General features: G+C 62.4%; 9 protein-coding genes, 1 tRNA gene, 4 pseudogenes and 1 other annotated feature. Of the genes and pseudogenes, 6 read left to right on the forward strand and 8 right to left on the reverse strand.

Annotated elements, in window-relative coordinates; all coding sequences use genetic code 11:
• Nucleotides 1-220: 220 nt before the first annotated feature.
• The 3 genes and pseudogenes from GKZ92_RS00175 (at nt 221) to GKZ92_RS00185 (ending at nt 2,764) form a co-directional block, all read left to right on the forward strand.
• Nucleotides 221-303 (forward strand) — tRNA-Leu (locus tag GKZ92_RS00175).
• Nucleotides 304-535: 232 nt separating this feature from the next.
• Nucleotides 536-1,885: a lipase family protein gene (locus GKZ92_RS00180; RefSeq protein WP_155224887.1), complete on the forward strand. Its 1,350-nt coding sequence runs from the start codon at nt 536-538 to the stop codon at nt 1,883-1,885.
• A 235-nt stretch (nt 1,886-2,120) separates the two neighbouring features.
• Nucleotides 2,121-2,764: pseudogene (locus tag GKZ92_RS00185) on the forward strand (hypothetical protein).
• Nucleotides 2,765-3,091: 327 nt separating this feature from the next.
• Here the strand turns inward: GKZ92_RS00185 and GKZ92_RS00190 are convergent.
• A pseudogene (locus GKZ92_RS00190) lies at nt 3,092-3,710 on the reverse strand (IS256 family transposase); the annotation flags it as partial.
• A gap of 80 nt (nt 3,711-3,790) precedes the next feature.
• Nucleotides 3,791-5,073, reverse strand: a pseudogene (locus GKZ92_RS00195) (IS3 family transposase).
• Nucleotides 4,667-4,795, reverse strand: a sequence feature (AL1L pseudoknot). (Overlaps the previous pseudogene by 129 nt.)
• Before the next feature lie 43 nt (nt 5,074-5,116).
• Here GKZ92_RS00195 and GKZ92_RS00200 point away from each other — a divergent pair.
• Nucleotides 5,117-5,512, forward strand: a pseudogene (locus GKZ92_RS00200) (ATP-binding protein); the annotation flags it as partial.
• A gap of 290 nt (nt 5,513-5,802) precedes the next feature.
• Here GKZ92_RS00200 and GKZ92_RS00205 read toward each other — a convergent pair.
• Entirely contained in the window at nt 5,803-6,396 is a 594-nt protein-coding gene (locus GKZ92_RS00205; RefSeq protein WP_230461977.1) for a TetR/AcrR family transcriptional regulator, read from the reverse strand.
• A gap of 15 nt (nt 6,397-6,411) precedes the next feature.
• On the opposite strand from GKZ92_RS00205, the gene GKZ92_RS23610 reads away from it, so the two are divergent.
• Nucleotides 6,412-6,552, forward strand: a complete 141-nt coding sequence (locus GKZ92_RS23610; RefSeq protein ID WP_230461868.1) for a hypothetical protein — start codon at nt 6,412-6,414, stop codon at nt 6,550-6,552.
• An 81-nt stretch (nt 6,553-6,633) separates the two neighbouring features.
• Here the strand turns inward: GKZ92_RS23610 and GKZ92_RS00210 are convergent, their stop codons facing one another.
• The 5 genes from GKZ92_RS00210 to GKZ92_RS00230 form a co-directional block, all read right to left on the reverse strand.
• Nucleotides 6,634-7,551 (reverse strand): alpha/beta fold hydrolase, encoded by a 918-nt coding sequence (locus tag GKZ92_RS00210; protein WP_155225667.1) that lies wholly within the window; start codon nt 7,549-7,551, stop codon nt 6,634-6,636.
• Between the two features lie 4 nt (nt 7,552-7,555).
• Nucleotides 7,556-8,626, reverse strand: a complete 1,071-nt coding sequence (locus GKZ92_RS00215) for a ferredoxin--NADP reductase (RefSeq protein ID WP_035756060.1) — start codon at nt 8,624-8,626, stop codon at nt 7,556-7,558.
• Nucleotides 8,623-9,492, reverse strand: coding sequence for an SDR family NAD(P)-dependent oxidoreductase (locus GKZ92_RS00220; protein ID WP_006361210.1), 870 nt, complete (start codon nt 9,490-9,492; stop codon nt 8,623-8,625). The genes GKZ92_RS00215 and GKZ92_RS00220 overlap by 4 nt, the downstream gene beginning before the upstream one ends.
• Nucleotides 9,493-9,531: 39 nt before the next feature.
• Nucleotides 9,532-11,055 (reverse strand): flavin-containing monooxygenase, encoded by a 1,524-nt coding sequence (locus GKZ92_RS00225; RefSeq protein WP_006361211.1) that lies wholly within the window; start codon nt 11,053-11,055, stop codon nt 9,532-9,534.
• Between the two features lie 158 nt (nt 11,056-11,213).
• Nucleotides 11,214-12,182, reverse strand: coding sequence for an AurF N-oxygenase family protein (locus GKZ92_RS00230; protein ID WP_006361212.1), 969 nt, complete (start codon nt 12,180-12,182; stop codon nt 11,214-11,216).
• A gap of 133 nt (nt 12,183-12,315) precedes the next feature.
• On the opposite strand from GKZ92_RS00230, the gene GKZ92_RS00235 reads away from it, so the two are divergent.
• A complete protein-coding gene (locus tag GKZ92_RS00235) occupies nt 12,316-12,657 on the forward strand; it encodes a DUF4873 domain-containing protein (RefSeq protein WP_006361213.1) in 342 nt (113 codons plus the stop codon).
• The last annotated feature ends 18 nt before the right edge of the window (nt 12,658-12,675 follow it).

Below are 12,675 nucleotides of genomic sequence, written 5' to 3' on the forward strand. Positions count from 1 at the left end.
GATAGCGACAAGAACGGACAACTGTGCCACCGCGACAACTGGTGCATCGTGTGTAACACCTGCCTCATGGGTCTGGCCAGTCACCGGTGCCGCAGGTCACCAGCCCGTCGAATACCCGCGGACACCCGAGTTTTGTAGTAGGGGCGCGGTGCTGTTATCGTCGTCCAGTCGCCGGACGAACTCAGTTCGACGACATGCCCGCCGGAACTCCGGCGGCCACGGGCGAGTGGCGGAATGGCAGACGCGCTGGCTTCAGGTGCCAGTGTCCTTCGGGACGTGGGGGTTCAAGTCCCCCTTCGCCCACACGGTGAACGAGGTCGGATCGCGGAAATGCGGTCCGGCCTCTTTTCGTATGCGCAAGCCAACCCATCTTCGCCAGACCCAGCATCCTCGCGGGTGGTGATCCTGCCGATCAGTGGCGGGTCTGCCGGGACCGCGTAGAAGGGAAGTCGAAGGTCACCCGGAATGCCGTGGGTGACGAATCCGTTGACTATCCGGTATAGGACGCGGAAGCGTTCGGGAGACGAGGTTGACGATGACCGCCGATGTTCATCGAGGACAGTACGAGCCTGTTGACCTGCTGCTTCCTTCCCGCGATCCGTTCTACGACGAGCCCGCCGATGTGGCTGCCCTCGGCCCCGGAGAGATCATCCGCTGTCGGCAGGTCGAGCTCAAGGATCACTGGGCCTCACAGCACCGCACCGATGCGTGGCAATTGCTGTATCGATCGTCGGACCTTCGTGGCGTCGCAGGGGTGGCTGCCACCACGGTTGTACTGCCGCGGCGACGAGCGGGTGCCGGACACTTCCAGCTGCTGTCATTCCAGTGCGCGATCGACGCCGTCACCTCGCAGAGCTTCCCGTCGTATGCGCTGCGGAAGGGCGCTCGATCCGGGCACACCATCGCTCCCTTCGAATTCCTCGTGGTTCGCCGCGCGCTCGCGAAGGGCTGGGCGGTGTCGATCCCCGACCACGAGGGCATGCTCGGCGCCTGGGGAGCTCCGCGAGAGCCTGGATACCGCACCCTCGACGGCATCCGCGCGGCGCTGGCCTTCACCGATCACGGACTTTCCCACGACACCCCGGTCGGGTTGTGGGGTTACTCCGGTGGCGGCATGGCGACGTCGTGGGCTGCGGAGATGGCGCCGGAGTACGCACCGGAACTGCGACTCGTCGGGGCAGTGCTCGGATCGCCGGTCGGTGACATGGCCTCCGCGCTCCTGAGACTCAACGGGACTCTGCACGCCGGCCTGCCGGTGATGGTGATAGCGGGCCTGAGTCGGGTTTATCCACAGCTGGATGAGGTGATCCGGCAGCACGCCACCGAGTCCGGACGTCGTCACCTCGACGAGATCGCCGAGATGCCGACGCTGCACGCGGTACGCCGGTTCCGTAACCACGACATCGACCGGTACCTCGACATCCCGCTGGCCGATGTCCTCGCTCAGCGCGAGATCGTCGAGATGATGACCGACGTGCAGCTCGGCATGGGTCGCCCGGAAATCCCGTTGCTCGTCGTGCAGTCGGTGCGTGATCCGATCATCGCGGTCGCCGATGTCGACCGCCTGGTCGGCCGCTATCGCGAGCAGGGCGTGCCTGTCACATATGTCCGGGATCAGCTCAGCGAGCACCTCTCGCTGCTGCCGCTGTCGGGCCCGATGGCCGTGTCCTGGCTGGCCAACCGCCTCGCCGGCCATCCGGGGGCCGACCGCACGGTGACGACGCTCGCCGGGCAGCCGTCGCCCGCGTGGGCACTGCGACAGTTGACGCGAAGGTTGCGTGGCCCCGCGGCGGATGGGTCTCGCGAGCCGGTCCCGTCCACCGGACGAGCCGCGGTTCCGCCAGACGACACGGGACCTGACCCGGCGTCGGAACAGACCGCGTGATCTCTCGCTGAGGTCCGGCGCGGCCAGGAACTTTGCTCGACGCCCGGAATGACCGGTACGCGACACCTCGGTGGCGTCCGGATGACGCGATTCGTCTTGTTCTGCAATGCATTTCTCATTCTATTCACCTGTCGGACCGCTGCCGTCCGCCGAAGTGGTCGTCTGGGCCTCCTACGGTCATGCGGTCCGAAGGTGGTCCCAGGAAGCGCTGGGGCACAGAGAGAAAGCACACTCGATGAAGTTCAACAAGATCCTCGCCACCGCAGCGATGGTGATCGCGTCCATGGGCGTGGCCACCGGCACCGCCTATGCCGACACCGCAGGCCCGGTCAGTACCCAGTGGAAGGTGGATCGGCACGACTCGAGCGTCGTCGTCTCCACCGACACCGGTTCATTCGTCAAGACCGGTGACCAACTCATCCTCCGTGACCGCAACGGGCACAACGTGGACTCCATCCCGCTGACCCTGGCCGTCGACGACTTCACCCATCCGGTGAATGCCGATGTGCACGGACGGTCGGCCACGTTGACGGTGAACACCTCGCCACTGGCCACCCGGTTCGCCACAACGTCGACCTCCAGGCCGCCGTCGCCGGCGTGAAGGACAACATCGGCCTGACCGCGAGTGTGGGTGGCTTCCTCGGCGCGGCGACGGGACTGGTCGGTGGGTGTCTGCTCGGCGCCGTCGCTGCGGGTGTGGTCTCCGCCCCGGTGGCCTTGCTGTTCGGAGCAGGCCCCCTCGCAGGCTGCATCGGTGGCGCGATCCTGCTGGGTTCGGCCGCGTCGCTGGGCGGAACGGCCATCGGCGGACTCGGCTCGGCCATCGCCAACGCCCAGCCCTTCATCCAGCTGCTCAACGCCCCGCCGAAGAAGAAGTAGCCTCTCCAGACTGCTCGAACTCTCACACCGAGGACCCCATCCCGCAAATGCGGAGTGGGGTCCTCGAGTCACCTCTGTCGTCGTCAGGTGGAGCCCCCTGACTCGGCACTCACCCAGCCCCGCACCCTCGTCAACAAGCTAGCCCAAATAGTGGTCCCGCAGCGCCGCTGGAAGCCTCTTGGGGTCGCGTCGCTGCCGCAGCGGTGCTCGCGATCACCGTCATCGCCACCACGGGGGGAGACGACACCCCGGACGGGCCGCAGACGTCAAACGCCACCGAGAACCCTGGGCCGTAATGAGGTGGACCACTACGAAGGACCCACCTCACTGCCCATCGCGGATTGTGACATGGATGGCGTCGATGAACACCGCGGCGTAGACGCGTTCGAGCGGACGGGCATGCCAGGTGGCCATCTCTTCGAGCACCCGGTCGGTGATCCGGCTGATCGTGTCTTTGGAAACCGCAGCACCGTAGATGTCGGCGAAATGGGCGCTGATTTCACCGGTGGTGAGCCCACGGGCATACAACGACAACACCACCTCATCCACATCAGTCAAGCGGCGTTGGCGCTTCTTCACGATCTGCGGCTCGAAGGTGCCCGCCCGGTCCCGGGGGACATCGATCTCGACCTGCCCACACGCATCAGTCAGCACGTTCTTCGACCGAGACCCGTTGCGCGAGTTGCCACTCCCACGACCACGCTGGTCGTGCTTGTCGTAACCGAGATGCTCCGACATCTCTTCATCGAGCGCCGTCTCGAGCACCGTTTTCGTCATCGCTTTGAGCAACCCATCGCAGACCGGTCAGGCGGACCCCGGCCTCCCGGGCCTGGCGGACCAGCTCGCGGGCTACCTCGAGTTCATCGACGCTGCGGTCCGCAGGCACCTCGACGATCCCGTCATCGTGTTCATCAGATGGCTCCACAGCCACCAGAGTGTCGGTCATGATGCGACCTTCCTGCCCCGACACACCGAGGGCGGTAAGGCCACTTACACTGAATCGCCCCGGGTTTGCTGGGGGCTCGTTTACTTGGTTCCAGCGACTGCCGGGACCGGGTTCTCACGGTAGCTGGTGACTGTGTGGGTCGACCAGTAGGTGGTCTCGTACTCGACGGGTGGGACGTGCCCGATCTCGCCGTGCAGGCGGCGGTGGTTGAACCAGTCGATGTACTCGGCGACGGCGATCTCGACCTCGCCGACACCGCCCCAGCCACCGCGAGGGCGCATGACTGGGTTACGGATACACTCGGCCTTGAACAACGAGTTGAACGCCTCGGCCATCGCATTGTCGTACGAATCACCCTTGGAGCCAACAGAAGTCACTGCGTCTGCTTCGGCGAGACGTTCGGTGTAGCGGATGGCTCGATACCGCACTCCGCGGTCGGAGTGGTGAATCAGCCCGGCCACGCCCTGGCCGGCACGCGACCGCGCCCACAACCCCATATCCAAGGCGTCGAGCGCGAGGTCGGTGTGCATGGTGGTCGAGACCTGCCAGCCCACGACCATCCTTGAGAAGACGTCGAGGATGAACGCGGCATACACCCACCCCGAGTGTGTGCGGATGTAGGTCAGGTCCGCCACCCACAGCGCGTTGGGCGCCGCCGCGGTGAACTGCCGTTCGACACGATCTGCCGGCTGCGGAGTTTCGGCCCCCTCGCTGTGCGTGGTCTTCCGCGTCTTGGATCTCGTTATCCCCTGCAGCCCATCAGCTTTCATCAACCGCTCGACGGTGCACCGGGCCACGCCGATACCCTTTCTGCGTAGTTCGGCGTGGACTTTGCGGGCACCGTAGACGCCGAGATTGTCGGCATGCACGGTGCGGATCTCACCGAGGATCTCGCGGTCACGGACCACCCGTGGCGCCTCGACTCGTCGAGAGCTCAGATGGGCTCGGACTGTGGACGGAGCGATCTGGGCGGCCGTGTCGCGCAGGGCCGCGCAGATCGGATCGACTCCGTGTTCGTCGCGGAAAGCGGCGACGAACTCCACGATCAACGCTGTGGGCGGTCGATCTCCGCCGCAAAGAAAGCTGATGCCTGCTTCAAGATGGTGTTCGCCCGCCGCAACTCCCGGTTCTCCCGTTCCAGCTGCGCGATCCGCTCAGCCTCGCTGGTCGTGGTCCCCGGGCGGTCCCCGCCATCGATCTCGGCCTGCTTGACCCAGGTGCGAAGCGCCTCCGGGTGCACACCGAGTTGATCGCCGATCCGTTTGAGCGCCCCTGGTCGCGTGGCTGGGTCCTTGCGGGCCTCCACCGCCATCCGCGTCGCCCGTTCCTTCAGCTCAACGCTGTACTTCCGTGGTGCTGCCATGCTCTCCATCCTTCACAGATTCGAGAGCCTCCGACAAACCCGGGGCGTTTCAATCGCCGCAGTGCACGCCGGGCACAAAGTGCGGTACTTCACCGCCGCCGACCTCGTGGAAACCCTGTATCGCGGCCTGGCCGACAACACCGTCGGCAAAACCATCGACACCCTGCTACGCCAAGATCTGCTCATCCTCGACGAGATCGGATTCGCACCACTCGACGACACCGGCACCCAACTACTGTTCCGACTCGTCGCCGGCGCCTACGAACGCCGCTCCCTCGCGATCGCCAGCCACTGGCCCTTCGAACAATGGGGACGATTCCTACCCGAACACACCACCGCCGCCAGCATCCTCGACCGGCTCCTACACCACGCCACCATCGTCATCACCGACGGCGACTCCTACCGCATGACACACCGAACGGAGGTACCACCCACCTAGAACATCCCGCACAGGGTGGGGACTTTCACCTGGCCACCAGCGGGGACATCAAACTGGCCGTTGACAACCGGGGCGAGGGTCTGCTATGTGGTGTTGGCCCGGCGTGTCCGCTGGCTCTGTATTCCCGCCGCCGGCCTCTCCGGGTCCACTATGCTGCCGGGTACGCTGTTCGTCGTATCAAACGCTCGCCGTCCCTGGGCTGCACGATCGACTGACAACAATCACCCCGGGCCCGTGACGCGCGGCCACTGATTACGGATAGTTCGGCGATTGGCTGATTGCAAACGCGGTCAGTTCACTTCGAGGCGGGACGCGAAACCGGGATGGCTGAACGGCAGATCAGGTGAGAAGGCAACGCCTACTGTTGCGCCTGCGCCGTTGATAATTCCCCACGTCGTCTCCGATAGGTGTGCGGCGAAATAGCTGTCGTTGACCCCTTGCTCACGACCGCTGTCAATCCACCACTGAGTCGCAGATAGCCCAGCACCCAGGATGGACGCCACTGCCAAGGGAATGATCGAGGCATCTGAGTGAATACGTTGCAGACTCTCAGTGAACCGATCGGCGACGACCTCCATCACCGACCTCAACTGGTCAGCAACTCCACCATTTCCCGATCCGGAGTACTGAAACAAGTGATTCGCCATAAGGAACCTGATGACCACGGGGTGTTTCCCAACCAGCGCGACGTAGGACTGGACCGACGAGCGAATCATATCGTCAACAGACGCATGATCTTGCTCAGCAAAGATTGTGACTTGCGCCGACTCCCACATCAACGCACCGAGCTTCGCCGCCACTGCCCCGTTTAGACCCGCTTTGTCGCCGAAGTAGCGGTACAGCTTCGGTTTAGACACGCCTGCCTCCGCAGCAATGTCGTCCATGCTCACGCCTACGCCATGGCGGTCGATGGCCCGTATGGCCGCATCGACCAACTCCGCTCGTATTGCGACGCGATGGTCATCCCACCGGGTGCTGCGGGCATCACGCACCCGACGCTGTACCTGAGATGGCGCGGAGGAAACGCGGCGGACGACTGACATTGTGGAAACTATCCTACTGGAAGCCCGCAAGCTATCAGCGGCCATGTGCGTGACCCCGTAGGCATCGATACTTCGCTGTCAACGTTCTACGGTCGCTGCGTCCAATCGCGCCGCCGCTTCGTTGAAATCTTTCGGTGCCTCCATGTTGATCATGTGACCGATCTGCGGCAACACCACGAAATCGTGCAACCGACCGCGCTGCTGCAGCCGTTCGGCGAGATCAGTGGAATGAACCTCAGGTGTCAACTTGTCGGCAGAACCCACGATCACCGTCGTCGGCACCGCAAGTGAGTCGACTCCTTTGCTGACGTCGATGGAGGCCAGGACCTTGCCCCACATTCCCCGCACCGCAGGGGGGCAACGCAGCACTATGTCGGAACACTCCGCTATAACGTCGGCCGACGCGTGCGGACCCATCGTCCCGTATTTTACCAACCGTCGGTTGAAACGAGTGTCAAGCATCTCCGGTCCCGCGATGGCGAGCCCAGCCGCGAAGGCTCGCTCCAGTGTGGCGCGGAATCGACGTGGCGACCTTATTAACGTCGATCGGCTAACCAACTGGGAGGGTCCAGTGCTCGCCAAGACGGCACCACGGGCTAGGAGGGGCACCGACTCCGGGTGCTCGGCAGCCCAACCCATGATGGACATCCCGCCCATACTGTGACCGGACACCAAGGCCTTACGACTCGACGTGACGACCGCGCGCAAGACCGCCTCGAGATCGTCGCCGAGCAACGACGAAGAGAAGGGGGCGCGACCCCGGTCACTCCAGCCATGTCCTCGTTGGTCATATACCACCACACGGTGTGTGTTGGCGAAGTGTTCGATCTGAGGTCTCCAGAACCGACCCTGGCAAGCCCACCCGTGGCTGAACACCAACAGCGGCGCATCATCACCCAGCCCGTACTCCTCAACGAACAGCCTTGTGCCGTCACTAGAGAGAACCTCCCGCGACCGCGGCGACAACAGGCCAGCTCCCGAAGAGTCAGAGGTCATCGAGTCAGAGGTCATCGAAGCTCACCGTCACAGCGTCGGTGAGCGGAAGTGCCTGGCACGCGAGTCGCTCACCGTCCTCAATGTCATCGTCGACGAGGATGTTGTTCTGCACCATGTCGACATCACCCTCGATGAGCTTGCACACACACGCGCTGCACGCGCCCTCTCGACACGAGTACGGGGCGTTGTGCCCTCGTGAGAGCAGCACATCGAGCAGCGGCGTGTTACGTGGCCACTCCGTGGTGATGCACTCTCCGTTGAGGTAAACCGTGGCGGTAGCTACACCCTCATCGTCACTGAGTCGACGCAGTGTGGCGGTGTCGAACGGGTCACCCGCCAGCGACTGGAACACCTCCCGATGTACATCCGAATGGTCCACTCCACACGCGGTGGCAGACCTTTCCACCAGATCCATGAAGGGGGAAGGGCCGCAGGTGAAGATCACCGATCCCTTGTGATCACGAATAATCTTCTCGACAGCCTCGGATGTGGGGATCCCGTTCTCCGACTCAAGCCAGTCGACCAAAGTGAACCGCTCGGGGAATTCGGATCTGATCTGCTGAAGCTGGCGCTCGTACATGATCGAATCGGCGTCAAGGTTCGCGTAGAACAGGACGACTTCCCCACTGCCCGACACCAGTGCCGACTTCACCAGCGACAGGATCGGCGTGATGCCGCTTCCGCCGGCGAAGAAAAGCATGTCGACGTCGAGGCTCTTAGCGGTAAACTTTCCCGACGGCGTCAGTACGGTCATTTCCATGCCGACGGAGACGTTGTCGCACAACCAGTTTGACGCGTATCCCCCAGCGGTGCGCTTCACCCCGATCTCGAGGCGGAAGTCATCGACATGAGGTGAACTGCTCAGCGAATAGCATCGTGCGACGTGGCCCGTCTGGTCGGACGGGATCTTCAGCGTAATGAACTGCCCGGGTAGATGCTTGAAATCGTCGACGATCTCGTCAGGCACTTCGAAGGCGATGCTCACCGAGTCCTTGGTCTCTTGCACGACCTCCGACACGGTCAGCGTCCGCGATCGCGCGGTGGTGCCCGGCCGATTCTCCTGCTCGACGGTCATTTGATGATTCCCCGCTTGCGAGCGAAGGCGTAGCCCGCGCGGGTGATAGGCGCAGAGATGTCCTGGTAGCGCGGACCCACAACGCGTGCGACAAAGTCGAAGCCCCGTGCGTCTGCGCCGATCAGCACTCGGGGCTTCTTCTTGTCCATTCCCTTGAGGATGGTGGACGCCGCTTTCTCCGGAGTGGTCCTGGCGATGCTGTTGAACATTGTGGCAATGGTGGCGGTATCTGCCCCCATATCGGATACACCCCGAGCGTTATTGACGATATTTGTCTTGACGCCGCCGGGGTGAACGCATGTCACTGTGACCGGATGCCGACTGATCTTCATCTCTTGGCGAAGCGCTTCGGTGAAGCCACGCACACCGAACTTGGCGGCGTTGTAAGCACTTTGACTGGGAATACCGACCAGACCGAAGACGCTGGAGGTATTCACCAGATGACCATCACCGGAGGCGATCAGATAAGGCAGGAAGGCCTTCGTCCCATTGACGACACCGCCGAAATTGATACCCATCAGCCAGTCAAAGTCCTCCCAAGACATGTCAACAACGTCGGCGCCGAGGGCGACGCCGGCGTTGTTGAACACCATGTTCACGCACCCGAAAGATGACTGGACGCTTTCGGCGTAATCCTGGAAGGCAGCACGATCTGCCACGTCCAACACGGCGGTCTCGACTTTCGCCCGATGCGCGGTACGGCACATAGCCGCCGTCTCCGCGAGATGCACCTCGTCGACGTCGGACAAGGAAAGGCTGGCCCCGCGTGCGGCAAGTTGAAGCGCAAGGGACCGGCCGATCCCTGAGGCGGCTCCCGTGACGACTGCGACCTGGTTCGCATAGTTATCTGTTGTCGAACTACTCACTGTTGAATACTCACTTCTCGATGACCTACGGCTGGGTTGTCAGGCGATCTCGTACTCGGCGGGCTTGAAGTCCTTCGTCGCTCGCCAGTACTGCCAGGTGAACCCGGGCCACACCGTACGGTTGACACCCTGCGAGTCCAGATACCAGCTCGTACACCCGCCGTTGGTCCATACCCCCTTGGCGAGCTTGTGCTGAATGTTCTTGTTGAAGTGTTCTTGAACCTCGGGCCGCACATCTACACGCTGCGCTCCGCGACTGTCGACGGCGTCGATGGCCTTCATGATGTACTTGATCTGCTGCTCGATCATGAATACGACAGAGTTGTGTCCAAGACCTGTGTTGGGCCCGAGCAGGAAGAACAGGTTCGGGAAGCCCTCGGTGGTGATGCCGAGGTGGGTGTTGATGCCCGTCCGGTGCCAGTGCGACGGCAAGTCTTCGCCCCGGGCGCCCTTGAGCGCGAGTTGATCGAATCCGTCTGTGACATGGAACCCTGTGGCGTAAATGATCACATCTACAGGATGTGACACGCCGTCAGCGGTGACGATAGAATCCGCGGTGACCTTTTCAATCCGATCACTGATCACTGTCGTGTTGGGCGCGGCGAGTGCAGGGTAGTAGTCGTTCGATCCCAGGATGCGTTTGCATCCGATGCGGTAGGACGGCATCAGCTTTCTGCGTAGCTCAGGGTCGGCGATAGAACGCTCGATGTTCCATTTCGCCACTTTTTCGATTGGTCGCATAAGGTTGGAGTGGCCGTTGAGCCCGAAGGCCAGGCTCTCTGCGCCCCAGTAGACCGACCACCGAGCGAGGCGGCGTGTGATAGGGATCTTGCTGAGCACGGTCCGAAGTGCCGTCGGCACCGCGAAGTTCTTGCGTGGAAGTACCCAAGCCGGGGTTCGCTGGAAGACCGTGAGTGTGCCGGCCTCCTTCTGCACGAATGGCACGAACTGAATCGCGCTGGCACCGGTGCCAATGACGGCCACCCGCTTGCCCTGGAGATCCACCGTGTGGTCCCACTTTGCCGAATGGAATGCCTGGCCGGCGAACTCATCGATTCCGGGGATGTTCGGATAGTTCGGGATGTGCAGAGCGCCGACACCGGACACGACGTACTGCGCGATGTACTCCCGGCCCGACTCGGTACGCAGGTGCCACCGAGATTCGGACTCGCTCCAGTATCCGGAGACCAACTTCTGCCCAAAATGGATCTTCTGAGTGACACCACGCTTGTCGGAGATCTCTTTCAGGTACTGCTCGATTTCGGGCTGCGAAGACCACACCTTCGACCAACTACCGCGGCTCTCGAACGAGTAGGAGTACATCAGTGACGGCACGTCGCATGCGCATCCTGGATAGGTGTTGTCGCGCCAGGTTCCACCGACAGAGTCGGCCTTTTCCAGCACGATGAAATCGCTATACCCGCGCCGGCGGAGCTGCACGGCCATACCGAGCCCAGAAAATCCGCTGCCGATGATGAGTACCTTGGTGATTATAGGCTCGGCTATTCCCGGGTCTGTCGCCGTGGCGGCGCGCGCCGCGCGCTTGGTGTTGGAGGACGGCATTGAGTGAAAAGCTCCCTGATCAAATACAGCAGACGGACCTGCACGGCGCGGGAACGCGTCGCAGGTGTGAGAATGTCATCCACCCGAGCCCGCGAACGGAGACATCCGAACGTGGGGTCGAGGGTTGGCGAGTGGCCGAGGGGGCCAGGCTGAGGGTGTTAGCGCAGATCGTCGGGCAGGCTGCGCGTTGCGCGCCACATCGCCATCGTGAATTTCCCCTCCATCATCCCGGCCTCGTGGAAGAACCGGATCATAGGCTCGGACATGAACTGCAAATTGACGCGATAGTTCGGGCTCGTCTGCTGCGCCCACAGCCCGCGCAGACGGTTGATTCCGACAGCGGGGTACACCTTCGGATTGATGAGCAACGGGTACGCAAAGTTCGCAATGACCGCCAGCGTGCCTCGATGCCAAGCGCGCGAGATGCGTCCGCGACGCTGCATCCCCTCCACCATTTCCAGCCGCGCGAAGGTGATGTGGCGGGCCTCTTCGAGAACGTGGATCTTCATGAGCTGGCGCAGCTGCGGCTGCATTTTCGGGTCATTCATCGCCTCACGCTGAGCGCGGTCGAGTATCTCTTCGATGAGCAATGTCGCGCCGGATACAGACGGGCCGAGAGGCACAAAATGCAGAATCTTCGCGAAGCCCAAGAATCCCTTCGGCAACTTGTACGGCGCCAGTCCCGTCTTGTTGATCAACCGGGCAAACATCGTCGAGTGACGTGCCTCGTCGCCGATCTCGTTAAGGGCGTAGAGGGCCCTTTGATCTGTCAGGGCACCTTTGGCAGACATTCGGAGCAGCGCTGAGCTGAGCAGATTCTCTGCGTAGATACCGAAGCTGAGAATGCTGACAATTTCATGGCGCCCGAGTTCCACCTTCTGCTCATCGCTCATTTTCTCCCACAGCTTGGTGCCGTAGAGCGAGACACGATGCTCGGGCAGGAAGTACTTTCCCTCCTCCCAGGGCGAGTCCCAATCGATGTCGATCTCCGCGTCGTAGAACTTTTCGGCCGCCGCCCGCAGGAGTCGGCCGGCAGACCTTTGCATGTCGACGGGCTTGCGGGCACTGACGCGCGACACCCCTTCCGTCGAAACGTCGGGCTTGATCTCAACATTCTGAACGGTCATGTGACACCTCCGTTGTGTTCCGGGCCGAGCTGAGTCTCGTCTCTATACCCGATACTCTGGGTACCCGATACTGCTAGTGTCACTGCCAGTGTGTTCTTTTGTCAACGCTTGATGTGAAGAAAGTGAGCTTTACGTGTCTGACGACCACGATCTCGACTACTCCGGCGAGGGCACCTTGGTGTGCCGCGGCAAGGAGATTGCTGTCCGGGTGAAAATCAAAGGCTATTTCCAGCCCCTCAACGGCTTGTACACCTGGTACGGCAGGATCGACAAAAATGATGCGCTCGACGCCCTCCTCGCGGGCAGGCGCACGGTTGCTGTCTTCGTGACACCAGAGGGCCGCGCCGAGTGCGTCGTGGGCGATCCTGATTTCTGGGACCGCTATCGCATTACGGGCACGAGCAGGCCGCCGTACCACATCCCCACCACGCTCGAAGACGTGGAGTCGATAGCAGAGAGTGAACATCACAGCTGACCGACCCGCACGGAGCCG

It is taken from the genome of Gordonia sp. 135 (assembly GCF_009720185.1).
GTDB classification, from domain to species: domain Bacteria; phylum Actinomycetota; class Actinomycetes; order Mycobacteriales; family Mycobacteriaceae; genus Gordonia; species Gordonia alkanivorans.

Bases quoted from the DNA above. Each gene is read 5' to 3' on its own strand.
- GKZ92_RS23610 (WP_230461868.1), top strand. From the start codon at position 6,412: ATGGCGGTCGATGGCCCGTATGGCCGCATCGACCAACTCCGCTCGTAT.
- GKZ92_RS00225 (WP_006361211.1), bottom strand. From the start codon at position 11,055: ATGCCGTCCTCCAACACCAAGCGCGCGGCGCGCGCCGCCACGGCGACA.
- GKZ92_RS00215 (WP_035756060.1), bottom strand. From the start codon at position 8,626: ATGACCGTCGAGCAGGAGAATCGGCCGGGCACCACCGCGCGATCGCGG.
- GKZ92_RS00230 (WP_006361212.1), bottom strand. From the start codon at position 12,182: ATGACCGTTCAGAATGTTGAGATCAAGCCCGACGTTTCGACGGAAGGG.
- GKZ92_RS00210 (WP_155225667.1), bottom strand. From the start codon at position 7,551: ATGACCTCTGACTCTTCGGGAGCTGGCCTGTTGTCGCCGCGGTCGCGG.
- GKZ92_RS00180 (WP_155224887.1), top strand. From the start codon at position 536: ATGACCGCCGATGTTCATCGAGGACAGTACGAGCCTGTTGACCTGCTG.
- GKZ92_RS00205 (WP_230461977.1), bottom strand. From the start codon at position 6,396: ATGGACGACATTGCTGCGGAGGCAGGCGTGTCTAAACCGAAGCTGTAC.